Annotated in this window: 23 protein-coding genes; 20 read left to right on the plus strand and 3 right to left on the minus strand. The window is 40.8% G+C overall.

From position 1 onward, the window contains the following. Nucleotides 1-338: 338 nt before the first annotated feature. Together HMPREF2766_RS00355 and HMPREF2766_RS00360 are read right to left on the minus strand one after the other, a co-directional pair. Nucleotides 339-626, minus strand: coding sequence for a hypothetical protein (locus HMPREF2766_RS00355; protein ID WP_070567073.1), 288 nt, complete (start codon nucleotides 624-626; stop codon nucleotides 339-341). Nucleotides 627-635: 9 nt separating this feature from the next. After that, the gene (locus HMPREF2766_RS00360; RefSeq protein ID WP_070567076.1) at nucleotides 636-1,046 is read right to left on the minus strand and encodes an HIT family protein; all 411 of its coding nucleotides are present in this window, start codon (nucleotides 1,044-1,046) and stop codon (nucleotides 636-638) included. A gap of 67 nt (nucleotides 1,047-1,113) precedes the next feature. On the opposite strand from HMPREF2766_RS00360, the gene HMPREF2766_RS00365 reads away from it, so the two are divergent. From HMPREF2766_RS00365 to HMPREF2766_RS00465, 20 genes are all read left to right on the plus strand, one after another. Next, nucleotides 1,114-1,845: an ABC transporter ATP-binding protein gene (locus HMPREF2766_RS00365; protein WP_000889946.1), complete on the plus strand. Its 732-nt coding sequence runs from the start codon at nucleotides 1,114-1,116 to the stop codon at nucleotides 1,843-1,845. Beyond that, on the plus strand, nucleotides 1,842-2,891 hold the full coding sequence (locus HMPREF2766_RS00370) for an ABC transporter permease (RefSeq protein WP_070567079.1): 1,050 nt from the start codon (nucleotides 1,842-1,844) through the stop codon (nucleotides 2,889-2,891). The genes HMPREF2766_RS00365 and HMPREF2766_RS00370 overlap by 4 nt, the downstream gene beginning before the upstream one ends. A 47-nt stretch (nucleotides 2,892-2,938) precedes the next feature. Further along, nucleotides 2,939-3,733 carry a cell cycle regulator CcrZ gene (gene ccrZ, locus HMPREF2766_RS00375; RefSeq protein WP_000363014.1) on the plus strand — a complete coding sequence of 265 codons (795 nt, stop codon included), beginning with the start codon at nucleotides 2,939-2,941 and terminating at the stop codon, nucleotides 3,731-3,733. Then, nucleotides 3,730-4,365, plus strand: a complete 636-nt coding sequence (gene trmB / locus HMPREF2766_RS00380) for a tRNA (guanosine(46)-N7)-methyltransferase TrmB (protein WP_001266088.1) — start codon at nucleotides 3,730-3,732, stop codon at nucleotides 4,363-4,365. Before ccrZ ends, trmB begins: the two co-directional genes overlap by 4 nt. 126 nt (nucleotides 4,366-4,491) lie before the next feature. Further along, entirely contained in the window at nucleotides 4,492-4,971 is a 480-nt protein-coding gene (gene rimP / locus HMPREF2766_RS00385; protein WP_000338696.1) for a ribosome maturation factor RimP, read from the plus strand. 42 nt (nucleotides 4,972-5,013) lie between these two features. Further along, a complete protein-coding gene (gene nusA, locus HMPREF2766_RS00390) occupies nucleotides 5,014-6,150 on the plus strand; it encodes a transcription termination factor NusA (protein ID WP_006147911.1) in 1,137 nt (378 codons plus the stop codon). A 21-nt stretch (nucleotides 6,151-6,171) separates the two neighbouring features. Further along, nucleotides 6,172-6,465 carry an RNase P modulator RnpM gene (rnpM, locus tag HMPREF2766_RS00395; RefSeq protein WP_006144965.1) on the plus strand — a complete coding sequence of 98 codons (294 nt, stop codon included), beginning with the start codon at nucleotides 6,172-6,174 and terminating at the stop codon, nucleotides 6,463-6,465. Beyond that, nucleotides 6,458-6,757, plus strand: coding sequence for a YlxQ-related RNA-binding protein (locus HMPREF2766_RS00400; protein ID WP_004251819.1), 300 nt, complete (start codon nucleotides 6,458-6,460; stop codon nucleotides 6,755-6,757). Before rnpM ends, HMPREF2766_RS00400 begins: the two co-directional genes overlap by 8 nt. A gap of 16 nt (nucleotides 6,758-6,773) precedes the next feature. Then, the gene (gene infB / locus HMPREF2766_RS00405; protein WP_070567082.1) at nucleotides 6,774-9,557 is read left to right on the plus strand and encodes a translation initiation factor IF-2; all 2,784 of its coding nucleotides are present in this window, start codon (nucleotides 6,774-6,776) and stop codon (nucleotides 9,555-9,557) included. A 250-nt stretch (nucleotides 9,558-9,807) separates the two neighbouring features. Next, nucleotides 9,808-10,158, plus strand: coding sequence for a 30S ribosome-binding factor RbfA (gene rbfA, locus HMPREF2766_RS00410; protein ID WP_001273601.1), 351 nt, complete (start codon nucleotides 9,808-9,810; stop codon nucleotides 10,156-10,158). Nucleotides 10,159-10,308: 150 nt separating this feature from the next. Further along, nucleotides 10,309-11,088: a hypothetical protein gene (locus HMPREF2766_RS00415; RefSeq protein WP_070567085.1), complete on the plus strand. Its 780-nt coding sequence runs from the start codon at nucleotides 10,309-10,311 to the stop codon at nucleotides 11,086-11,088. Nucleotide 11,089: 1 nt separating this feature from the next. Continuing rightward, the gene (locus tag HMPREF2766_RS00420) at nucleotides 11,090-11,272 is read left to right on the plus strand and encodes a hypothetical protein (RefSeq protein WP_044020283.1); all 183 of its coding nucleotides are present in this window, start codon (nucleotides 11,090-11,092) and stop codon (nucleotides 11,270-11,272) included. A 261-nt stretch (nucleotides 11,273-11,533) separates the two neighbouring features. Further along, entirely contained in the window at nucleotides 11,534-11,767 is a 234-nt protein-coding gene (locus tag HMPREF2766_RS00430) for a DUF1858 domain-containing protein (RefSeq protein ID WP_000368739.1), read from the plus strand. Then, nucleotides 11,767-13,101 (plus strand): DUF438 domain-containing protein, encoded by a 1,335-nt coding sequence (locus HMPREF2766_RS00435; protein WP_070567088.1) that lies wholly within the window; start codon nucleotides 11,767-11,769, stop codon nucleotides 13,099-13,101. Before HMPREF2766_RS00430 ends, HMPREF2766_RS00435 begins: the two co-directional genes overlap by 1 nt. 9 nt (nucleotides 13,102-13,110) lie before the next feature. Beyond that, on the plus strand, nucleotides 13,111-13,365 hold the full coding sequence (locus tag HMPREF2766_RS00440) for a DUF1912 family protein (protein WP_000119707.1): 255 nt from the start codon (nucleotides 13,111-13,113) through the stop codon (nucleotides 13,363-13,365). A 97-nt stretch (nucleotides 13,366-13,462) separates the two neighbouring features. Next, entirely contained in the window at nucleotides 13,463-13,858 is a 396-nt protein-coding gene (locus HMPREF2766_RS00445; protein ID WP_000038699.1) for a helix-hairpin-helix domain-containing protein, read from the plus strand. A gap of 277 nt (nucleotides 13,859-14,135) precedes the next feature. Then, on the plus strand, nucleotides 14,136-14,696 hold the full coding sequence (locus tag HMPREF2766_RS00450) for a GNAT family N-acetyltransferase (RefSeq protein ID WP_070567090.1): 561 nt from the start codon (nucleotides 14,136-14,138) through the stop codon (nucleotides 14,694-14,696). 45 nt (nucleotides 14,697-14,741) lie between these two features. Next, complete coding sequence (locus HMPREF2766_RS00455; protein WP_070567093.1) at nucleotides 14,742-17,759, plus strand: DEAD/DEAH box helicase; 3,018 nt, start codon at nucleotides 14,742-14,744, stop codon at nucleotides 17,757-17,759. Between the two features lie 13 nt (nucleotides 17,760-17,772). Beyond that, the gene (locus tag HMPREF2766_RS00460; RefSeq protein ID WP_070567096.1) at nucleotides 17,773-20,424 is read left to right on the plus strand and encodes a valine--tRNA ligase; all 2,652 of its coding nucleotides are present in this window, start codon (nucleotides 17,773-17,775) and stop codon (nucleotides 20,422-20,424) included. A gap of 94 nt (nucleotides 20,425-20,518) precedes the next feature. After that, nucleotides 20,519-21,754 (plus strand): DNA cytosine methyltransferase, encoded by a 1,236-nt coding sequence (locus tag HMPREF2766_RS00465; RefSeq protein ID WP_061409583.1) that lies wholly within the window; start codon nucleotides 20,519-20,521, stop codon nucleotides 21,752-21,754. Nucleotides 21,755-21,808: 54 nt separating this feature from the next. Here the strand turns inward: HMPREF2766_RS00465 and HMPREF2766_RS00470 are convergent, their stop codons facing one another. Then, complete coding sequence (locus tag HMPREF2766_RS00470) at nucleotides 21,809-23,593, minus strand: ATP-binding protein (protein ID WP_070567099.1); 1,785 nt, start codon at nucleotides 23,591-23,593, stop codon at nucleotides 21,809-21,811. Nucleotides 23,594-23,626: the final 33 nt, after the last annotated feature.

Below are 23,626 nucleotides of genomic sequence, written 5' to 3' on the forward strand. Positions count from 1 at the left end.
ACTCTTCGAAAATCTCTTCAAACCACGTCAACGTCGCCTTGCCGTATATATGTGACTGACTTCGTCAGTCTTATCTACAACCTCAAAACAGTGTTTTGAGCAACCTGCGGCTAGTTTCTTAGTTTACTCTTTGATTTTCATTGAGTGTAATCAAATACTTTCCCAGACCTTTCGCCGTAATGAAAACACCTGAAATCGGTTGATTTCAGGTGTTCGGAAACTTTGAGACCTAGGCTCAAAGTTTAGGTATGGAATTTCGAAGAAGGTCGCTACCGTCCGTCATTACTTAAGGAAAGTCTTAAAAAATCTATAAACTAAAAAGAGCCATCGGGCTCTTTTTAGTTATCCTCAAGCTCCTGTGTTTCTTTTATCACAGTTAGTCTAGTTTGGAAATCTTTTTCCAAGACTTTGAACTTGTAGGTTAAATCTTTTTGGTATTCCTTGATAAGGGTTTTTTGTTGGTCGATGATTTGTAGGCTGTTTTGGATGATATCCAAATCATCCTTGATAGCTTGGACGCGGTCAGTTGTATCTAGCACTTCATACTGAATGGCTTGGCGATTTTTCACGACAAAATAACTTCCAGCTGCAGCTCCTGCGAATAGCAGTAGATTTGATAGTTTCATGGCATCTCCTTAAGCGTTTTTAATGGTTTCAGCGACTTGGGCAAGTTTGTCAAAGTCAGGTTCGTGGGCGATAAAGTCAATCTTGAGGTCATCTTCTGCACCGTAGCGAGGAACAAGGTGCACGTGGGTATGAAAGACTGTTTGACCAGCGACTTCTTCACAGTTAGCAATGATATTCATGGCAGCAGCCTTGGTAGCCTTCATGACTTTTTGAGCCACTGTTGGTACTTGGGCAAAGAGTTGGCTAGCGCTGGCAGCGTCCATCTCCAAAAGATTGCGATAGTGCTCTTTGGGTACAATGAGGGTGTGTCCAGGCGTTACTTGAGAGATATCAAGAAAGGCAAGAACCTGCTCATCTTCGTATACTTTGGAAGCAGGAATCTCTCCTGCGATGATCTTACAAAAAATGCAATCTGACATAAAATCCACCTCTACTGTATTGAATTTTGATATAATATAGCTACATTATACCAGATTCGGAGAAAATATGTTAGAAATTAAAAACCTGACAGGAGGCTATGTTCACGTTCCTGTCTTGAAAGATGTGTCCTTTACAGTTGAAAGTGGGCAGTTGGTCGGTTTGATTGGGCTCAACGGTGCTGGGAAATCAACGACAATCAATGAGATTATTGGTCTGTTGACACCTTACAGTGGAGAAATCAAGATTAATGGTCTCACCCTGCGAGAAGATGCGACCAGCTATCGCAAGCAGATTGGCTATATCCCAGAAACGCCTACTCTGTATGAGGAATTGACTCTTAGAGAGCATATCGAGACGGTGGCTATGGCCTATGGTATTGAGCAAAAAGCGGCTTTTGAGCGAGTAGAATCTTTGTTAAAAATGTTTCGTTTGGATCAAAAATTAGATTGGTTTCCTGTGCATTTTTCCAAAGGAATGAAGCAGAAGGTCATGATTATCTGTGCCTTTGTCGTAGATCCGAGTCTTTTCATCGTTGATGAGCCTTTTCTTGGCCTCGATCCGCTGGCGATTGCCGACTTGATTCAGCTTTTAGAAGTAGAAAAGAAAAAAGGCAAGTCCATTCTTATGAGTACACACGTGCTAGACTCAGCAGAAAAGATGTGTGATGCCTTTGTCATTCTCCACAAGGGAGAGGTGCGGGCTCAGGGGAACCTCCAGCAACTCCGTGAAGCCTTTGACATGCCTGAAGCGAGTTTGAATGATATTTACTTGGCTCTGACCAAAGAGGAGGAGCTATGAAAGACTTGTTTTTAAAGAGAAAGCAGGCTTTTCGTAAGGAGTGTGTCGGTTATCTGCGTTATGTTCTCAATGACCACTTTGTCTTGTTCCTGCTAGTTCTCATCGGTTTTCTAGCTTACCAGTACAGTCAACTCCTGCAACATTTTCCTGAAAACCACTGGCCTATCCTCTTGTTTTTGGGGATTGTATCTGCCTTGCTTTTGGCTTGGGGAGGAATCGCGACCTACATGGAAGGGCCTGACAAGCTCTTTCTCTTAGTCAGTGAAGAGGAGGTTAAGTCTCACCTCAAAGGGCAGACGATGCGCTCACTGGTCTTTTGGCTTTTTGTCCAGACCCTTTTCTTGCTTTTATTTGCGCCCTTATTTTTAGCCATGGGTTATGGCTTGCCAGTTTTTCTCATCTATGTGCTTTTATTGGGAGCTGGGAAATATCTTCTCTTTCGCCAAAAAGCCAGTAAATTTTATACTGAGACTGGCCTCAACTGGGACTATGTGATTGCCCAAGAAAGCAAACGCAAGCAAGTTTTGCTTCGTTTCTTTGCTCTCTTTACTCAGGTCAAGGGCGTTTCCAATAGTGTCAAACGTCGCGCTTATCTGGATTTCATCCTAAAGACTGTTCAGAAGGTACCTGGGAAAATTTGGCAAAATCTCTATCTTCGTTCTTACTTGCGAAATGGAGACCTCTTTGCCCTCAGTTTGCGTCTTTTGCTCCTATCCTTGTTAGCTTTGCTCTTTATCGAGCAATCTTGGATTGCGACAGCAGTGGTGGTTCTATTTAACTACCTCTTGCTCTTTCAGTTACTCGCCCTCTATCATGCCTTTGACTACCAGTACTTGACTCAGCTCTTTCCACTAGAAAAAGGGGAGAAAGAGAAGGGATTGAAACAGATTGTAGTCGGTGTGGGAAGTGCAGTTCTTTTGTTAGAATTGCTGGTCGGAGCAGTGGTTTTTCAAGAAAAAATAGCCTTGTTGGCTCTTGTAGGGGCTGGTTTCTTCCTACAATTGTTTTATTTACCTTACCAACTAAAAAGATTGGTTGACGAATAGACCAAAAACTAGTAGAATAGTAAGGAAACTTTATACGGAGGAAAGAAATGGACTTGGGTGATAATGAGCTAACGCTGACCCCTATCCCTGGGAAGAGTGGCAAAGCTTATATGGGAAGCTACCCTGATGGGAAGCGCGTCTTTGTAAAAATGAACACCTCTCCAATCCTACCTGGCCTTGCCAGAGAACAAATCGCTCCTCAATTACTATGGACTCGTCGTTTAGCGGATGGTCGTGATATGTGTGCACAAGAATGGTTGACGGGCAAAATCTTGACCCCCTACGATATGAATCGCAAGCAGATTATCAATATCTTGAACCGCCTTCACCGCTCGCGTCCCTTGATGAAGCAGTTGAGCCGTTTGGGCTATACCATGGAAACACCAGTTGATTTGCTACGTTCTTGGCAGCAAGGAGTTCCAGAAATCTTGAAGCAGAACCACTATTTGAACAGTGTGATTGCTGAGCTAGGTAAGACGGTTCCAGGTTTTAGGGAAGACCATGCAACGATTGTGCATGGAGATCTTCGTCATAGTAATTGGATTGAGACAGAGAGTGGACTCGTTTATCTAGTGGATTGGGATTCGGTTCGTCTGACGGATCGTATGTTTGATGTAGCGCATTTGCTATGCCACTACATTCCGGATCATCAGTGGCGCCAATGGTTGAGAGACTACGGCTATAAGTACAATCAGACAGTGTTAGATAAATTGTATTGGTATGGTCAGTATTCTTACTTGAACCAGATTGCCAAATACTGTGAAAATCAAGATTTAGACAATGTAAACCGGGAGATTTACGCCTTGCGTGTCTTCCGTGACAAGTATGGAAAGAAGAGATGAGAGTTAGAAATCGTAAAGGGGCTACAGAATTACTAGAGGCCAATCCTCAGTATGTGGTCCTCAATCCCTTAGAAGCAAAAGGGAAATGGCGAGACTTGTTTGGAAATGATCATCCTATTCATGTTGAGGTTGGAAGTGGGAAAGGGGCCTTCGTATCTGGAATGGCCAAGCAAAATCCCGACATCAACTACATCGGGATTGATATCCAAAAGTCGGTATTGAGTTATGCCTTGGATAAGGTATTAGAAGTTGGAGTGCCCAATATCAAGTTGCTGTGGGTAGATGGTTCAGATCTGACCGACTACTTTGAAGACGGTGAGATTGATCGTCTCTACCTAAACTTTTCAGATCCCTGGCCTAAAAAACGCCATGAAAAGCGTCGTTTGACTTACAAGAGTTTCTTGGATACCTTCAAGCGCATCTTGCCTGAGAATGGGGAAATCCATTTCAAGACAGACAATCGTGGCTTATTTGAGTATAGTCTAGTGAGCTTTTCTCAGTATGGGATGAAACTCAATGGTGTTTGGCTGGACTTGCATGCCAGTGATTTTGAAGGCAATGTCATGACAGAATATGAGCAAAAATTCTCCAGCAAAGGTCAAGTGATCTATCGAGTTGAAGCAGAATTTTAAGAAATAGCTTGAAAACCAGCTGTTTGAGTGCTAATGCTTTACATAAATTGACAAACGTGCTATACTGATAGTAAGAATATGAGAAAGAGAGGCGGGGAAATATCTTCGCCTCTTGCTTATGAGGAGGTGGACGCAATCGCAACAATCGTAGAATTAGTCAGAGAAGTTGTAGAACCTGTCATCCAAGCACCTTTCGAGCTCGTGGATATCGAGTATGGAAAGATTGGCAGTGACATGATTCTCAGTATTTTTGTAGATAAACCCGAAGGAATTACCTTGAACGACACGGCAGACTTGACAGAAATCATCAGTCCTGTCTTAGATACCATCAAGCCCGATCCCTTCCCAGAACAATATTTCCTAGAAATCACCAGTCCAGGCTTGGAACGTCCTTTGAAAACCAAGGATGCTGTCGCTGGAGCTGTTGGGAAATACATCCATGTCGGGCTCTACCAAGCCATTGATAAGCAAAAAGTCTTTGAAGGCACCTTGGTATCCTTTGAAGGGGATGAGTTGACTATGGAGTATATGGACAAGACACGTAAGAAAACCGTTCAAATTCCATACAGTTTAGTATCAAAAGCACGTTTAGCAGTAAAACTATAGAAAAGAAAGGATAGCTTTTGAGGATTCAAAAGTAAAAAGAACATGAGTAAAGAAATGCTAGAGGCCTTCCGCATTTTGGAAGAAGACAAGGGAATCAAAAAAGAAGACATCATCGACGCAGTAGTAGAGTCGCTTCGTTCCGCTTATCGCAGACGCTATGGTCAATCTGACAGCGTAGCTATTGATTTCAACGAAAAGACAGGTGACTTTACTGTCTATACTGTCCGTGAAGTTGTTGATGAAGTATTTGATAGCCGTTTGGAAATCAGTTTAAAAGATGCCCTTGCTATTAATTCAGCCTATGAGCTTGGGGACAAGATTAAATTTGAAGAAGCACCAGGTGAGTTTGGTCGTGTAGCAGCCCAATCTGCCAAACAAACCATCATGGAAAAAATGCGCAAGCAAACACGTGCTATCACCTACAATACTTACAAAGAGCATGAGCAAGAAATCATGTCAGGTACAGTAGAACGTTTTGACAACCGCTTTATCTATGTCAACCTTGGCAGCATCGAAGCACAATTGTCAAAACAAGACCAAATTCCTGGAGAAGTGTTTGCTTCCCACGATCGTATTGAGGTTTACGTTTATAAAGTTGAAGACAACCCTCGTGGTGTCAACGTCTTTGTTAGTCGTAGCCACCCAGAAATGATCAAACGATTGATGGAACAAGAGATTCCAGAAGTATATGATGGAACTGTTGAAATCATGAGCGTAGCCCGTGAAGCAGGTGACCGTACGAAAGTTGCTGTTCGTAGCCACAATCCTAACGTGGATGCTATCGGAACAATCGTTGGACGTGGTGGAGCGAACATCAAGAAAATTACTAGCAAATTCCACCCAGCTCGCTACGATGCTAAGAGTGACCGCATGGTACCGGTAGAAGAAAACATCGACGTTATCGAATGGGTAGCAGATCCAGCTGAGTTTATCTACAATGCCATTGCTCCTGCCGAAGTTGACCAAGTTATCTTTGATGAAAATGACAGCAAACGTGCCTTGGTGGTTGTGCCAGATAACAAACTATCTCTTGCTATCGGTCGTCGTGGACAAAATGTTCGCTTAGCAGCACATTTGACTGGTTACCGTATCGATATCAAGTCTGCAAGTGAATTTGAAGCTATGGAAGAAGCAGGTCAAGTGGATTACGCTGAAACAGACGAATTGACTGAAGAATAAGATCTGCAAGAGGAGGGAAAGATGAAAACAAGAAAAATCCCTTTGCGCAAGTCTGTTGTATCCAATGAAGTGATTGACAAGCGTGATTTGCTCCGTATTGTCAAGAACAAAGAAGGTGAGGTCTTTATCGACCCGACAGGCAAGGCTAATGGCCGGGGCGCTTATATCAAGCTAGACAATGCAGAAGCCCTAGAGGCTAAAAAGAAAAAAGTCTTTAACCGTAGCTTTAACATGGAAGTCGAAGAAAGCTTTTATGACGAGTTGATCGCCTATGTTGATCACAAAGTAAAAAGAAGAGAGTTAGGACTTGAATAAGCAAAAAGTAAGTAATCTCTTGGGATTGGCTCAGCGAGCAGGGAAAATCATCTCGGGTGAAGAAATGGTTGTCAAAGCCATTCAAGACCGGAAGGTTAAATTGGTATTTCTAGCTCATGATGCTAGCCCAAATCTAACCAAGAAGATTCAGGATAAAAGCCACTATTATCAAGTAGAAGTTATTACCGTGTTTTCAACACTGGAATTAAGCATAGCAGTCGGAAAATCGAGAAAGGTTCTGGCTGTAACAGATGCTGGATTTACAAAGAAAATGAGGTCTCTTATGGAATAGAAGAGGAGGACATGATTTGTCTAAGAAAAGATTGTACGAAATCGCAAAAGAACTTGGAAAAGAAAGTAAGGAAGTTGTAGCGCGTGCAAAAGAGCTGGGCTTGGAAGTGAAAAGCCATGCATCAAGCGTAGAGGCGGCTGCTGCTGAGCAAATCGCGGCTAGCTTTAAGCCTGCTACTCCAAAAACAGAAGCAAAACCTGTAGCACCAAAAGCAAGTGTAGAAAAGAAAGTTGAAAAGCCTGTATCAGATAAACCAGTTGTCGCTAAGGAAGAAAGTAAACCAGCTACACCTGCAGCTCCTAAGGAAGAAAAAGTAGTGGCCGCAAGACCACAGAGTCGAAACTTCAAGGCGGAGCGTGAGGCGCGTGCCAAAGAGCAGGCAGAACGACGCAAACAAAACAAGGGCAACAACCGTGACCAACAACAAAACGGAAACCGTCAGAAAAATGACGGCCGTAATGGTGGTAAACCTGGTCAAGGGAACCGCGACAATCGCCGACTCAACGACCAAGGGAAAAAATCACAAGGTCAAGGGAATCGTGGCAATGATCGCCGTCAGCAACAAGACTTCCAGCCAAAACAAGCTGGACCACGTGTTGACTTTAAAGCCCGTGCAGCAGCCCTAAAAGCAGAGCAAAATGCAGAGTACGCACGCTCAAGCGAGGAGCGCTTCAAACAATCGCAAGCAGCCAAAGAAGCCTTGGCTCAAGCTAACAAACGCAAGGAGCCAGAGGAAATCTTTGAAGAAGCTGCTAAGCTAGCTGAACAAACGCAGCCAGCCGTAACAGTAGCTCCTGTAGCGAAAGAAGCGCCAGTGGATACACGTCGTAAAAAACAAGCTCGACCAGACAAAGAACGTGACGATTATGATCACGAAGAAGATGGTCCTAGAAAACAACAAAAGAATCGAAGTAGTCAGAATCAAGTGAGAAATCAAAGAAATAGTAACTGGAATAACAACAAGAAAAATAAAAAAGGGAACAAGCAAAACAACCGTAACCAGGCTCCAAAACCTGTTACAGAGCGTAAGTTCCACGAATTGCCAACAGAATTTGAGTATACAGATGGTATGACTGTTGCGGAAATCGCAAAACGGATCAAACGTGAACCAGCTGAAATCGTTAAGAAACTCTTTATGATGGGTGTGATGGCCACACAAAACCAATCCTTAGATGGAGAAACCATCGAACTCCTCATGGTGGATTACGGTATCGAAGCCAAACAAAAGGTTGAAGTGGATAATGCCGACATCGAACGTTTCTTTGTCGAAGATGGCTATCTTAATGAAGATGAATTGGTTGAGCGTCCACCAGTTGTAACCATCATGGGACACGTTGACCATGGTAAAACAACCCTCTTGGATACCCTTCGTAACTCTCGTGTTGCGACAGGTGAAGCAGGTGGTATCACGCAGCATATCGGTGCCTACCAAATCGTGGAAAATGGCAAGAAGATTACCTTCCTTGATACACCAGGACACGCGGCCTTTACCTCTATGCGTGCGCGTGGTGCATCTGTTACCGATATTACTATCTTGGTTGTAGCGGCCGACGACGGGGTTATGCCTCAGACTATCGAAGCCATCAACCACTCAAAAGCGGCAAACGTTCCAATTATCGTGGCTATCAACAAGATTGATAAACCAGGTGCCAACCCAGAACGCGTTATCGGTGAATTGGCAGAGCATGGTGTTATGTCAACAGCTTGGGGTGGTGATTCTGAATTTGTTGAAATCTCAGCTAAATTCAACCAAAACATCGATGAACTCTTAGAAACGGTCCTACTTGTGGCTGAAATCCAAGAACTCAAAGCAGACCCAACAGTGCGTGCGATTGGTACGGTTATCGAAGCGCGCTTGGATAAAGGAAAAGGTGCGGTCGCAACCCTTCTTGTCCAACAAGGTACCTTGAATGTCCAAGACCCAATCGTTGTCGGAAATACCTTCGGTCGTGTCCGTGCTATGACCAATGACCTTGGTCGTCGTGTCAAGGTTGCAGGCCCATCAACACCAGTTTCTATTACAGGTTTGAACGAAGCGCCAATGGCGGGTGACCACTTTGCCGTTTACGAAGATGAAAAATCTGCGCGTGCAGCCGGTGAAGAACGTGCCAAACGTGCTCTTATGAAGCAACGTCAAGCTACTCAACGTGTCAGCCTTGAAAACCTCTTTGATACGCTTAAAGCTGGTGAGCTTAAGTCAGTTAATGTTATCATCAAGGCCGACGTACAAGGTTCTGTTGAAGCCCTTTCTGCCTCACTTCAAAAGATCGATGTAGAAGGTGTCAAAGTTACCATTGTCCACTCGGCAGTCGGTGCTATCAACGAATCTGACGTGACTCTTGCGGAAGCTTCAAATGCCTTTATCGTTGGTTTCAACGTACGCCCTACACCACAAGCGCGTCAACAAGCGGAAGCTGACGATGTAGAAATCCGTCTCCACAGCATTATCTATAAGGTTATCGAAGAGATGGAAGAAGCCATGAAAGGGATGCTTGACCCAGAATTCGAAGAAAAAGTTATCGGTGAAGCAGTTATCCGTGAAACCTTCAAGGTATCTAAAGTGGGAACCATTGGTGGATTCATGGTTATCAACGGTAAGGTTACCCGTGACTCGAAAGTCCGTGTTATCCGTGACGGTGTCGTTATCTATGATGGCGAACTCGCAAGCTTGAAACACTACAAAGACGACGTGAAAGAAGTTACAAACGGTCGTGAAGGTGGATTGATGATTGATGGCTACAATGATATCAAGACTGATGATGTGATTGAGGCCTATGTCATGGAAGAAATCAAGAGATAAGATTTTTGCTCCTTTCTTAGGTGGTGAGGGACGCAAGCAAACCGATGGTTTCATTGCTTATTTTTGAGTCTAGTGTCTCAAAAATCCCCTGTGATGGGACTGATAAATCAGTTCCATCACTTTCACCACAGCGAAAGAAGCGGATGAGTTCAAATTGAACTTCGTTTCAATTTGAGCTGAAAATCAATAAATTTAAAAATAGCTAGGTCTGCTGGCCTAGCTTTTGGGTCAAAGTAGAGAAAGGAATATCATGGCAAATCATTTCCGTACGGATCGTGTGGGCATGGAAATCAAGCGTGAAGTCAACGAGATTTTGCAAAAGAAGGTCCGTGATCCGCGTGTCCAAGGTGTGACCATTACAGATGTTCAGATGCTGGGTGACTTGTCTGTTGCCAAGGTTTACTACACCATTTTGAGTAACCTTGCTTCGGATAACCAAAAAGCTCAAATCGGGCTTGAAAAAGCAACTGGTACAATCAAACGTGAACTTGGTCGCAATTTGAAATTGTACAAAATCCCAGATTTAACCTTCGTCAAAGATGAGTCCATTGAATATGGAAACAAGATTGACGAGATGCTACGCAATCTGGATAAGAACTAAGAAAGAGGGGCAACCCTCTTTTTTGTTGCCAGAGTATGATCATTGCTATTTGACGATGTATCTATCTGATAAAAATCGGTTTAAAAAATTTGTAAATTTCACATAGTATGATATGATAAAGTCTGATATGAATGAAAAACGGAGAGACATATGGCTAAACAAGATATAGCTATGCAAGTGCTGCAACAAGTAGTAAAATTACCCGTGGTCAAAGTTGATCGGGAGAAATTTTTAGTAGAAAAGTTTTCAAAGGAATTAGATCGCAAGGACATTTCAACTTTGATTGAACAAGGACCGACTTCTTTGTTGCCCCAGGAAAGCTTGGATCGAGTGGCCAAGGCCTGTATTAAGGACAATGTCCTGTTAGCCAGTGGAACATCGGTGTTAGCAGGTCTACCTGGAGGCCTTGCTATGGCGATCACTATCCCGACAGACGTAGCCCAGTTTTATGCTTTTTCATTGAAACTAGCTCAAGAACTAGGGTATATTTACGGATTTGATGATCTTTGGGCATCGCGCAATGAGTTAAGTGAAGATGCTAAAAACACTCTCTTGCTGTATCTCGGTGTGATGCTGGGAGTAAATGGCGCAGGTGCCTTGCTTCGATCAGGCGGTGTGACAGTAGCCAAGCAAGTCATAAAAGTAGTGAACAAGAAAGCCTTGACAAAAACTCTTTGGTATCCGATTTTAGAAAAAGTTTTGAAAATTTTTGGTGTCAATCTGACAAAAGGAGGCCTAGCTAAAGGGATGGGGAAAGTGATTCCTATCCTAGGTGGAGTCATTTCTGGTGGCTTAACCTTTGCGACCATGAAACCGATGGGAGAAAGATTGCAACAGGAATTGTCCAAGCTAGTCAACTACAATGAAGTGCAATATCAAAGAGACGTTGATACTATCCGAAAAGAGGTCGAAATCATCGAAGGTGAGTAATATGGGATTCATTAAAATTCTAGCCAAGACTTACGGGAATTACTTTTTTGTGATGCAAAGCATCAAAGTCCTGAAGAACATGAAAAAAGACGACAATGCTCTAGTAGGTTTCGGGAAAGTACTGCTTGCTGACAAGTTGATGGATGTAGCCCAGTGGCTCGCAAAACCAGATGATAAGGAATAACTTGAAATGAAAGAAACTAGCAGGAACTCTTCTGCTAGTTTTTTAATCTCTTTCCATATGGTATAATATAAGCAGTAAAATCATTTTATACTCTTCGAAAATCTCTTCAAACCACGTCAGCTTCACCTTGCCGTAGGTATGGTTACTGACTTCGTCAGTTCTATCCACAACCTCAAAACACTGTTTTGAGCAACCTGCGGCTAGCTTCCTAGTTTGCTCTTTGATTTTCATTGAGTATTAGAACATACAATGGAGGTCGTCATGGACAATATCATCGATGTGTCAATACCCGTTGCAGAAGTGGTAGACAAGCACCCAGAAGTTTTGGAAATCCTAGTGGAGCTCGGTTTTAAACCACTTGCTAATCCCTTGATGCGCAATACAGTCGGTCGCAAAGTATCGCTTAAGCAGGGTTCTAAACTTGAAGGAACGCCTATGGACAAGATTGTCCGCACACTGGAAGCGAATGGTTACGAAGTGATTGGATTAGACTAATGGCAGATGAACGGATTCATATCCTACGGGATATTTTGTTAGAATTGCACAACGGCGCCTCTCCCGAGTCAGTTCAGGAGCGTTTTGATGCGACTTTTACGGGTGTTTCAGCCATTGAGATTTCCCTCATGGAGCACGAGCTGATGAACTCAGACTCAGGTGTCACCTTTGAAGATGTCATGGAACTCTGCGATGTCCATGCTAATCTTTTTAAAAATGCTGTTAAGGGCGTCGAAGTAGAGGATACTGAACACCCTGGCCACCCAGTTCGCGTCTTCAAGGATGAAAATCTGGCTCTCCGTGCAGCTTTGATTCGCATTCGGAGACTGTTGGATACCTATGAGTCTATGGAAGATGAGGAAATGCTGGCAGAGATGCGCAAGGGCTTGGTCCGTCAAATGGGGCTTTTGGGGCAATTTGATATCCACTACCAGCGCAAGGAAGAGCTCTTCTTTCCTATCATGGAGCGCTATGGACACGATTCACCTCCCAAAGTTATGTGGGGAGTGGATGATCAGATCAGAGAACTCTTTCAGACAGCTCTAGCGACGGCTAAGGCACTACCCGAAGTGGCGATTAACACTGTAAAAGAAGATTTTGAAGCTTTTGCGACAGAGTTTGAAAGTATGATTTTCAAGGAAGAGTCCATTCTTCTCATGATTCTCCTTGAGTCCTTTAGTCAGGATGACTGGATTCAGATTGCGGAGGAGAGCGATGCCTACGGCTATGCCATCATCCGTCCGTCTGAGAAATGGGTGCCAGAGCGTCAGAGTTTCGTTGAGGAAAAAAGTGCAGAAGAGCCCGTACAACTAGACACGGCTGAAGGTCAAGTTCAGCAAGTCATCAATACTCCAGAAGGACAGTTCACCATTACCTTTACCCCTAAGGAAAAGGAAGCAGTGCTGGACCGTCATAGTCAACAGGCTTTTGGGAATGGCTATCTCTCCGTCGAGCAGGCCAACCTCATCCTCAATCACCTCCCTATGGAGATCACCTTTGTCAATAAAGACGACATTTTTCAGTACTACAATGACAATGCGCCAGCTGATGAGATGATTTTCAAACGGACGCCGTCCCAAGTTGGGCGCAATGTTGAACTCTGTCATCCGCCTAAGTACCTAGACAAGGTGAAGGCTGTCATGAAAGGTCTTCGTGAAGGTAAAAAGGACAAGTATGAAATGTGGTTCAAGTCGGAGTCGCGAGGCAAGTTTGTCCACATCACCTATGCTGCGGTACACGATGAAAACGGGGAATTCCAAGGCGTGTTGGAGTATGTTCAGGATATCCAGCCCTACCGAGAGATTGATACGGACTATTTCCGTGGATTAGAATAAGGAGAATCAATGAGTTACGAACAGGAATTTATGAAGGAATTCGAAGCCTGGGTCAATACCCAGATCATGATCAACGACATGGCGCACAAGGAAAGTCAAAAAGTCTACGAAGAAGACCAAGACGAGCGTGCCAAAGATGCCATGATTCGCTACGAGAGCCGTTTGGATGCCTACCAGTTCTTGCTTGGTAAGTTTGAAAATTTCAAGGCAGGCAAGGGATTCCATGATTTACCAGAAGGCTTGTTTGGTGAGCGAAACTATTAAAATACAGATACTTTCTTGATTTTTTGCCAAAATCTTGATAGAATATCTTTATTAAATCCTTGTCAGAGCAGGGATTTTTTATTGAAAGGATTTTATCATGTCAAAGAAACTCCAACGTAAAAAACAATTGCGAAATAGCCTTCGTCGTTCAGGTGCCTTTTCAAGTACGGTGACCAAGGTTGTAGAAGAGACCAAGAAAGTCGTGAAACACGCAGAAAAGTCTGCCAGCGAAGCAGGAAAAGTTGTCTCTAAAAAAGTGGAACAAGCAGTAGAAGCGACTAAGGAACAAGCTCAAAAAGTAGCCAATTCAGTAGAAGATTTCGCAGCGACTTTGGGTGGCCTCTCAGTAGATCGTGCTAAGACTTTCTATGATGAAGGCATCAAATCAGCTGCTGACTTTAAAAACTGGACTGAAAAAGAACTCCTTGCCTTGAAGGGAATTGGTCCAGCTACCATCAAGAAATTAAAAGAGCACGGAATCAGCTTCAAGTAATCTTTCTTGAGCCTTGCATTTCCGAGAAAAACTTGCTACAATAAAGCCATCAGAGGTGTTTTGAATCCCACATTTTACAGAAAGTGGCGGTGCTGAGAAGTCCACAAATGTATCAAAACTGGTTGCTGATGGATGAAAAATGAGATAATATTGTCTTTTTATTATAAAGACGAGAGTTGCGGGCTCTGCCCGAAATTGGGTGGTACCGCGGATAAACACATTCGTCCCTGTCATGTAGATGGCAGGGGCGATTTTTTGTAGAAAGCGAGGTAGAAGGATGACAAGAGCAGAGTTGCCAGAACGTTTAGAAACCGAACGGCTAGTCTTACGAGTCCGTACCGTGGCTGATGTTGTGGATATCTTTGACTATGCCAGTAGGCCAGAAGTTTCCTACCCAGCAGGCTTTCCGCCCGTCAAGAGCTTGGAAGATGAGATTTATTATCTGGAGCATATTCTGCCCGAGCGTAATGAAAAGAACAATCTCCCAGCGGGCTATGGAATTGTCGCTAAAGGAACCGATAAGGTCATAGGCTCTGTTGATTTCCCTCGTCGTCACGAGGATGATGTCTTGGAGATTGGCTATATCTTACATCCAGACTATTGGGGTTTAGGTTATATTCCAGAGGCGGCACGTGCCTTGATTGACCTAGCTTTTAAAGAACTTGCTCTTCACAAGATTGAACTGACTTGCTTTGGGTATAACCTTCAAAGTCAACGAGTTGCAGAGAAACTTGGCTTTACCCTCGAAGCTCGCATCCGAGATCGTAAAGATGCCCAAGGCAATCGCTGTGATGATTTGAGATACGGCTTGCTGAGGAGTGAGTGGGGGAGTTTTTAATGAGTAAGATATATTCTTGTTTTTATATGCTTTAAGGGAGACATGATGAGAAGTAGTCATAATCAAATATTAGATGCTTGGATTACAGTAGAACAATTATCAGAAGGGAATATTGAAAAAAGTGATTCTAAGTATAAGATTTTTCAAGGTGATGATTATCAATCAATATTAAAAGATTTTTTTAAACGTCAAAAATTAAAATCCAGTTCAGGGATTGCTGTTTATTGTGGAATTTTCCCTTTTCGAAAAATTATTGAAGTGTTAAGAGGCAAATACAATTTAAAGGCGACGGAGGAAGAATTGGGAAGAGCTTCTTATAAATTTACTTTTGCTCTATACTTTGATAAAGATTTGAAGTTCTTAGCTGATAAGTTTTTTTTAACCATGAGTGGGCAAATTTTCAAAAATGGGGAATTGCCTAAAGATTTCTTAATAGCAGAAAATGAGCTTCGAGAACAATTAGGTCAGGAGTTTCTTGATGGAGAGTTCAACGAAGTTTTTAGTAAACTTCTCAAAAAGTATGAGATTTCACCAAGTGATTGCAGATATTATTTTGTTAAGAATTTTGATGACGAAATAAATTTACATTCATTTTTTCTAAAGGATTTGAAATATGCAAAATCAATTTATAATGAAAATCTCAATAGTTATTTGTCAGGATTCGATTCTGTAAGGGTCAATTTGGACAGCAATAAAGAATCATCTTATTTTAATCCCAAAGATTTAGAAACAATACTTGAACCGAAAAATTATCCATTAGGAAGATTTCCTAGTAACCCTAGATATGCTCTTTCTATGATGCAACAAGTAGCTGTAAATCTAGCTTCAAATGCGGATGAGGAGGTGAGAAGTGTCAATGGACCTCCGGGGACTGGTAAAACGACACTTTTAAAAGACATTTTTGCAGATTTAGTAACGGAACAGGCTAGAATTATTAGTGAATTATCGGCTCCTAAACTTAAAGGGAATCTAGTTTATCATGACAATCCTTATCTTATTGCAAAATTACCAAAAGAAATTGCAGATAAAGGAATCGTAGTTGCAAGTTCTAACAATGGAGCTGTTAAAAATATTGTTAATGAATTACCCCAAAGAAAAGAAATCTATCAGAAATCAAATTGGTTAGATGAATTAAAGAAAATTAATTATTTTGCTGAAATCAGTAATGATTTATTGTTAGAAGATGAAGATGTTTCTAACGACAAAAAACATTGGGGATTATTTTCGATAGAAGGTGGAAAAAAACAGAATAGAGACCGTCTGCAAAATGTTTTAAAAGCAATACGACAAGAATTGAATTCGGATAAATTTCAATCGAATCCATCAGTATACGAAGAGTTTAAAATTCAATATCAGAAGCTGTTTGATAAAAGAGAAAAGATGCAAGAGATAGCGGATAAGATTCGATTTTATGTAAGATCGAAAAATGCTTACCAGCAGTTTGAGGTAGAGTTTCATCAGGATGATGCTCAAAGACGTTCAGAACTATCTAAAATACGGGATAAATATACTCAATTAGAAAATAGTAAAAAGAAAATAGAAACTGAGCTGTCTGAACGCGAGCATCTTATTTCTGTGTCAAATGTTAACAAACAGATTGCAGTACAAGATATTGAGTCAATTAAATTAAATGCTCCACGCTTCTTATGGTTTAAAAGACTTTTCACACCATCGAAATTAGATACTTATTTAATGAGATTGAATCAAGCAAATGAAAGTCTAAAAGCAGAAATGAAGAAGATATATGATGAAAGCCAATATTGCTACAGTTTGCAAAAAGAGATTGAAAAGTATGAATTTGAATTAAATCAACTGAGTCAAAGACAACAGAAGTATAATGAATGGAAATCTAAACAAGAGGATGAATTAATTCGCCATCAGGAAAAGTGTTTAAAATTACAATCTGAACTTGCTACATGTACAGTTAATAAGTTGAATTTTTCCGTTCCGTATGAAGAGCTGCAAGTATCAAATTTTTGGTTTGATGATGCCTATCGAGAAGAGCAGAGTCGTTTGTTTATTAAAGCACTTGCAGTTAGGAAACAATTTATATATGACAATCAAAAGCATTTTGAAAAAGCGTTATGGATTTGGGAGAAACCTCAAAACTATTCAATGAGAGATAATGCTAGTGATTTATATAAAACTTCATGGGATTGGATTAATTTCACTGTTCCAGTTATTAGTACAACTTTTGCAAGCTTTAATTCCATGTTTTGGTGTTTGCCTGAAAATAGTATCGGTAATGTATTTATTGATGAAGCTGGTCAGGCATTACCTCAAGCAAGTGTGGGGGCTATTTTTAGAAGTAAGCATATTATGGCTGTTGGGGATCCTTCTCAAATACAACCAGTACAGACTATGGATAAAAATATTTTAGGATTTTTAGCACAGCATCACAAGATAGCCTCTAAATATCTTGTATCATCAACGCAAGAATTGATGGATTCTGCTAGTAGATATGGTTTTAAAAAACAAGATGGGACATGGATAGGACTTCCTCTCTGGGTTCATCGTCGTTCTAGTGATCCGATGTTCAGTATTTCCAATAAAATTTCTTATGATAATTTAATGGTTCAAGGAAAGGAAGAAGCTCGAGGTATGGGAGAATGGTTTGACGTTGGTGGAGATGCTAAGGATAAATTTGTTCCTGAGCAAGCTGATTATTTGAAAGAAGAGTTGCAGAAAAGATATGAGGAATTTGATGATATTTATGTCATTACTCCTTTTAAAAATGTATCGGTTCAACTAGCAAAAGAACTAGATAAAATCGGTTTCACAAAGCGGGAAAATGGAAAACCTATAAATGTAGGGACGGTACATACTTTCCAAGGAAAAGAAAATAAGATTGTATATTTTGTGCTTGGAGCAGATAATATGAGTGAGGGGGCTGCTCGCTGGGCTGTCTCTGAGCCCAATATTTTAAACGTTGCAGCGACTAGAGCTAAAGAAGAGTTTTATATTATTGGGAATAAATCTCTTTACAAAGCCACACAGAGCCCTATTATAAGAGATACTATTGACATTTTAGATGCTTATCAAAGTAGCTTAGAAATTAACTAGAAAGGACACACACATGTCTAAAGAACTTTCACCTAAATACAATCCAGCCGAGGTTGAGGTTGGTCGTTACCAAAAATGGCTTGATGCCGATGTTTTCAAGCCTTCAGGCGATCAAAAGGCTAAGCCTTATTCAATCGTCATTCCACCACCAAACGTAACTGGGAAACTTCACCTTGGTCACGCTTGGGATACAACTCTTCAGGATATCATCATCCGTCAAAAACGCATGCAAGGTTTCGATACGCTTTGGCTTCCTGGTATGGACCACGCAGGGATTGCGACTCAGGCTAAGGTCGAGGAGCGCTTGCGTGGTGAGGGTATTAGCCGTTATGATCTCGGTCGTGAAAAATTCCTCGAGAAAGTCTGGGAATGGAAAGACGAATATGCGACGACTATCAAGGAACAATGGGGCAAGATGGGGCTCTCTGTAGACTACTCTCGTGAGCGTTTCACTCTTGATGAAGGTTTGTCAAAAGCTGTTCGCAAGGTTTTCGTGGACCTTTACAAGAAAGGCTGGATCTACCGTGGTGAGTTTATCATCAACTGGGACCCCGCAGCTCGCACAGCCCTTTCTGATATCGAGGTGATCCACAAGGACGTCGAAGGTGCCTTCTACCACATGAACTACATGCTAGAAGACGGTTCACGCGCCCTTGAAGTTGCGACAACTCGTCCTGAGACCATGTTTGGGGACGTTGCGGTTGCGGTCAATCCAGAAGACCCACGCTACAAGGACTTGATTGGAAAAAATGTCATCCTTCCTATCGCTAATAAATTGATTCCAATCGTTGGAGATGAGCACGCAGATCCTGAGTTTGGTACAGGTGTCGTGAAAATCACACCTGCCCACGACCCTAATGACTTCTTGGTTGGTCAACGTCATAACTTGCCACAAGTCAACGTTATGAACGACGATGGAACCATGAATGACTTGGCCTTCGAATTTGCAGGCATGGACCGTTTCGAAGCTCGTAAGGCAGTCGTTGCTAAGTTGGAAGAAATCGGTGCCCTCGTTAAAATCGAAAAACGTGTCCACAGTGTTGGTCACTCAGAACGTACAGGTGTTGTGGTTGAGCCACGCTTGTCTACGCAATGGTTCGTCAAGATGGACCAATTGGCCAAAAATGCCATTGCCAACCAAGACACAGACGACAAGGTAGAATTCTACCCACCTCGTTTCAACGATACCTTCCTCCAATGGATGGAAAATGTCCACGACTGGGTTATCTCTCGTCAGCTCTGGTGGGGGCACCAAATCCCTGCTTGGTACAATGCTGAGGGTGAAATGTACGTCGGCGAAGAAGCACCTGAAGGTGATGGTTGGACTCAGGACGAAGATGTCTTGGATACTTGGTTCAGTTCTGCCCTTTGGCCATTCTCAACCATGGGTTGGCCTGATGTTGACTCAGAAGACTTCAAGCGCTACTTCCCAACTTCAACCTTGGTAACAGGTTACGACATCATCTTCTTCTGGGTGTCTCGCATGATCTTCCAATCCTTGGAATTCACTGGACGTCAGCCATTCCAAAACGTTCTTATCCACGGTCTCATTCGAGATGAGCAAGGACGCAAGATGTCGAAATCTCTCGGAAACGGGATTGACCCAATGGATGTCATCGAGAAATATGGTGCCGATGCCCTTCGTTGGTTCCTTTCAAACGGTTCTGCCCCTGGTCAAGACGTGCGCTTCTCTTACGAGAAAATGGATGCTTCTTGGAACTTCATTAACAAGATCTGGAACATCTCTCGCTACATCCTCATGAACAATGAAGGATTGACCCTTGAGCAAGCAAGTGCCAATGTGGAAAAAGTTGCCAACAAAGAAGCTGGAAACGTCACAGACCGCTGGATTCTCCACAACCTCAATGAAACGATCGGCAAAGTTACTGAAAACTTTGACAAGTTTGAGTTTGGTGTAGCTGGACATATCCTCTACAACTTCATCTGGGACGAGTTTGCGGACTGGTATGTTGAGTTGACCAAGGAAGTCCTTTATAGCGATAACGAAGAAGAGAAAGTCATCACACGTTCTGTTCTCCTTTATACTTTGGACAAGATCCTTCGTCTCCTTCACCCAATCATGCCATTCGTGACAGAGGAAATCTTTGGACAAATCTCAGAAGGATCTATCGTTACAGCGGAATACCCAACTGTTAACCCAGCCTTTGAAGATCTTGCTGCTCACACAGGTGTGGAAAGTCTTAAAGACTTGATCCGTGCTGTTCGGAATGCGCGTGCAGAAGTAAACGTAGCACCAAGCAAGCCAATCACCATCCTTGTGAAGACTAGCGATAGTGATTTGGAAGCCTTCTTTAACAGCAATGTTAACTACATCAAACGCTTCACAAATCCAGAACACTTGGAAATCGCATCAAACATCCCTGCACCTGAACTCGCTATGTCAAGCGTCATCACAGGAGCAGAAATCTACTTGCCACTCGCAGACCTCCTCAACGTCGAAGAAGAACTGGCTCGTCTCGACAAGGAACTGGCTAAATGGCAAAAAGAACTGGATATGGTCGGTAAGAAGCTCTCTAACGAACGCTTCGTAGCCAATGCCAAACCAGAAGTCGTTCAAAAAGAACGCGACAAACAAGCCGACTACCAAGCGAAATATGATGCGACCGTCGCACGTATTGATGAGATGAAGAAGTTGGTGAAATAAACTATAAACCTCGGCAATTTGCTGAGGTTTTTGGTATAATAGATAACAGTGTGTATTTTATGTAATATATTTTTATTTTTTAAAAGGCTTAATCATGATTAATATAATAGATTTATTTAGCGGTGCAGGTGGATTAACTGAGGGATTCAGAAATCAGCAATATAAAATATTGGGACACGTAGAGAAAGAAAAAGCAGCTTGTGAAACTTTAAAACTTAGGGAAGTATATTATTATTTAAAGGAAAAAAATAAATTAGGACTTTATAATGACTTTTTAAATAGTAAGACTAGTATAGAGGATTTGTTGAAACATGTACCTCAAGAAAAATTGAATAAAATTCTTAACTTTGAAATTAGTCAAGAAAATATTCACAGTATTTTTAGTTTTTTTGATAATTTAGGGGAAAACGTTGATGGAATTATAGGAGGTCCTCCATGCCAAGCTTATTCAACCATTGGAAGAGCTAGAAATGCTAGTAAAAAGTCTTCAGATGAAAGAATTTATTTATATAAATTTTATATACATTTTTTAAACAAGTATCAACCCCAATTTTTTATTTTTGAAAATGTAAAAGGATTATTGAGTTTTAGAGATGCTGATGATGAGTTTTTATTGCCTAGAATGAAAAAAGAATTTGAAGAGGCCGGCTATTCTTTAGGTTATGAAGTTTTAAATACTAAAAACTATGGTGTTCCACAATCAAGAGAAAGACTTATTATCTTTGGAGTGATGAACAGGAAAAAAGAACTTATTCAGGAATTCTTTAAAAATCTTAAAAAATATGAAGAAAATGAGGTGGATGTTAAAACAGCTTTTCAGGGATTACCTAGTTTAAAGGCGGGAGAAGTAAACAATTCTTATACAAATTTATCAAATGATTATGTTGAACAAAATTTTTTACAGGATTCTAAAACGCCATTAACTCAAAATATTGCAAGACCAAATAATAGCAACGATTTAGCAATTTATAAAATTGTAGCAGAAGCTAAGAAAAATGGTAAAAATATTAAATACAGTGAACTTGACTCAAAGCTAAAAACCCATAAACATACGGATAAATTTTTGGACAGATTCAAAGCTCTTTCATGGAATTCTCCATCACATACAGTAGTTGCCCATATTTCAAAAGATGGTCATCATTATATTCATCCAGATACAAAACAAAATAGATCAATTACTGTGAGAGAGGCAGCTAGATTACAGGGATTTCCGGATAATTACTATTTTTTAGATTCTAGAACCAGTGCTTTTACACAAATTGGTAATGCAGTTCCTCCAATTTTTAGTAAAAAGATGGCTGATGCGATTTTAACATTGGAATTTAAATAAAAATCAACATATGTTCATCATTATTTAGAAATTGAACATATGTTGATTTTTTAGTTAAAAAAGATCGAACGCAGCAAGAAGTTGAGGAGCTACAGCATTCCAGATTGTTTTTAAGGTATCAAATTGAGGGAAATTATGAGCATCATGCATTAATGTGTTTAAATGCTCCGTTGCTTTTATACTTGAAAATTCGTCAATTAGGCTTTGAACTCTATTTGGGGCTATTTTCCCTTTTCTAGAAAGCAGTCGAATCATAGTTTCATACTTAACCTTAAATGAGAGAGGATCAACTTGATTTTCAGCAGTCAGTTTTTTTGGAGTGTTATTTATTCTGATTAAGTCATCATTACTTGCTTCCTCCCAGTAGCGTTTCAATAATACAGTTGTTGTACTTTCAATCATTGCACGTAGTAGTAGGCCTTGGGTTAGAATGAATCGATTGATATCTTTATCTTCTGCTGCTTCTATCATCTCCTCTCTTAGCCTTCGGATTTTAGTACCAATATTTTGTGGAACTCTAAAATTAGCTGGGACTAGTTCTTTATACACACTGTGATCCTTTTTATATGAGGTAGTTGATTTTATTGCAGAATCTAAAATATTTTGTTTTGTTTTTTCTGGGACATCAACATCATCATTTTCTAATGCTTTGCTAATTTTATTGATTCTTTCTTTATCTTCGGTTGATAATGTGGTTTCTGCTAAAGAAGGAGTTTTTTGAATATTTTCTTGTGCTTTTTTCTCTTTTGCTTCGGAACGTCGCTTTTTCCATTCTCTTTGAATAATTCCTATTAGTTTGTTAAGATTTTCTTTGATTTCTATTAATTCGTCATCAGCTTCCCATCTAATAGATTGTCTATCTGTTGAAATAAAATCTTTTTTATTATCATCATCAAGAAAATCAATATTAAAGTAACCGGCTGCATAACTATAGAAATTATCATTTGCTCTATCTTGAAATTGTGTAACAGATTGTTCACTCGCTAGCTTTCCTCTAGACAGTACTGAAAACCCACGTTGATTGGCCTGTAAAGGTGTTTTCTTGGTGCAAATAATCCCGTTTATATGATACTCTTTAAGGTTATGAATGACTATTTGAGATTGTTTATTTGTAAGAGTTTCAAAATCATCTGGAAAAGAAAAAGTAAACTCAATTTCGTCTTTCTTAGGTCGTATACTATTGATAAATACCTCTTCATCTAATTCCTTAATGGTACCGTCATCGCTTGCTAAAGTTACTAAAAAATCTGTACGGGAATACTTGTTAAATCTTTTAGAAAGGCTATCATATAATGTATCGATTTTAGTCAGATTTTTTAAAGTAATGTCTTTAATGGTTATTTTTGTACCATTTGGTTCGTCGGTTTGAACATTATAATGGATTGTTTTTGGATGATAGGTATTATTTGATGAGCCCTGTATGTCATTATAATTCAATTCAAAAGAGTTTAGTTTCTTATTTTGAATGCTATCAATAATAATTGTATTAGCAATACCAAATAAAGCTAGTTTTCCAAGTCCTTTTTTTCCTGTAACTTTTCTGCCGTTTTTCGATAGTCCGGTTTCATTTTTTTTATCATTTATTTTATCTGTCAATCGTCTATTTCTAGCAATGGTCAAAAAATTTTCATTCAGCTCTTGTGCTGACATACCATTGCCGTCGTCTGATACGGTTATTATTTTTTCTCGATAATTAATATGAATTTTAACATTATGGCTATCAGCATCCCAAGAATTGCTGATGAGTTCGGCAATTGCCTGTGGTAACTGTTTATATAATCCAATACCTAGATGTTGAATCGTTGCAGCATGGTAGTTAAGTGTAAATTCTTCAGACATATCGGACTCCTGTGTTTAATATTTTGTTAAATA

The sequence above is a fragment of the Streptococcus sp. HMSC076C08 genome, from assembly GCF_001810825.1.
Classification (GTDB): Bacteria; Bacillota; Bacilli; order Lactobacillales; family Streptococcaceae; genus Streptococcus.

What these genes read in the sequence shown, in the direction of transcription:
- HMPREF2766_RS00355 (WP_070567073.1), bottom strand. Translation starts at nt 626, where the DNA reads ATGAAACTATCAAATCTACTGCTATTCGCAGGAGCTGCAGCTGGAAGT.
- HMPREF2766_RS00360 (WP_070567076.1), bottom strand. Translation starts at nt 1,046, where the DNA reads ATGTCAGATTGCATTTTTTGTAAGATCATCGCAGGAGAGATTCCTGCT.
- HMPREF2766_RS00365 (WP_000889946.1), top strand. Translation starts at nt 1,114, where the DNA reads ATGTTAGAAATTAAAAACCTGACAGGAGGCTATGTTCACGTTCCTGTC.
- HMPREF2766_RS00370 (WP_070567079.1), top strand. Translation starts at nt 1,842, where the DNA reads ATGAAAGACTTGTTTTTAAAGAGAAAGCAGGCTTTTCGTAAGGAGTGT.
- ccrZ (WP_000363014.1), top strand. Translation starts at nt 2,939, where the DNA reads ATGGACTTGGGTGATAATGAGCTAACGCTGACCCCTATCCCTGGGAAG.
- trmB (WP_001266088.1), top strand. Translation starts at nt 3,730, where the DNA reads ATGAGAGTTAGAAATCGTAAAGGGGCTACAGAATTACTAGAGGCCAAT.
- nusA (WP_006147911.1), top strand. Translation starts at nt 5,014, where the DNA reads ATGAGTAAAGAAATGCTAGAGGCCTTCCGCATTTTGGAAGAAGACAAG.
- rnpM (WP_006144965.1), top strand. Translation starts at nt 6,172, where the DNA reads ATGAAAACAAGAAAAATCCCTTTGCGCAAGTCTGTTGTATCCAATGAA.
- rbfA (WP_001273601.1), top strand. Translation starts at nt 9,808, where the DNA reads ATGGCAAATCATTTCCGTACGGATCGTGTGGGCATGGAAATCAAGCGT.
- HMPREF2766_RS00415 (WP_070567085.1), top strand. Translation starts at nt 10,309, where the DNA reads ATGGCTAAACAAGATATAGCTATGCAAGTGCTGCAACAAGTAGTAAAA.
- HMPREF2766_RS00420 (WP_044020283.1), top strand. Translation starts at nt 11,090, where the DNA reads ATGGGATTCATTAAAATTCTAGCCAAGACTTACGGGAATTACTTTTTT.
- HMPREF2766_RS00430 (WP_000368739.1), top strand. Translation starts at nt 11,534, where the DNA reads ATGGACAATATCATCGATGTGTCAATACCCGTTGCAGAAGTGGTAGAC.
- HMPREF2766_RS00435 (WP_070567088.1), top strand. Translation starts at nt 11,767, where the DNA reads ATGGCAGATGAACGGATTCATATCCTACGGGATATTTTGTTAGAATTG.
- HMPREF2766_RS00440 (WP_000119707.1), top strand. Translation starts at nt 13,111, where the DNA reads ATGAGTTACGAACAGGAATTTATGAAGGAATTCGAAGCCTGGGTCAAT.
- HMPREF2766_RS00445 (WP_000038699.1), top strand. Translation starts at nt 13,463, where the DNA reads ATGTCAAAGAAACTCCAACGTAAAAAACAATTGCGAAATAGCCTTCGT.
- HMPREF2766_RS00450 (WP_070567090.1), top strand. Translation starts at nt 14,136, where the DNA reads ATGACAAGAGCAGAGTTGCCAGAACGTTTAGAAACCGAACGGCTAGTC.
- HMPREF2766_RS00455 (WP_070567093.1), top strand. Translation starts at nt 14,742, where the DNA reads ATGAGAAGTAGTCATAATCAAATATTAGATGCTTGGATTACAGTAGAA.
- HMPREF2766_RS00460 (WP_070567096.1), top strand. Translation starts at nt 17,773, where the DNA reads ATGTCTAAAGAACTTTCACCTAAATACAATCCAGCCGAGGTTGAGGTT.
- HMPREF2766_RS00465 (WP_061409583.1), top strand. Translation starts at nt 20,519, where the DNA reads ATGATTAATATAATAGATTTATTTAGCGGTGCAGGTGGATTAACTGAG.
- HMPREF2766_RS00470 (WP_070567099.1), bottom strand. Translation starts at nt 23,593, where the DNA reads ATGTCTGAAGAATTTACACTTAACTACCATGCTGCAACGATTCAACAT.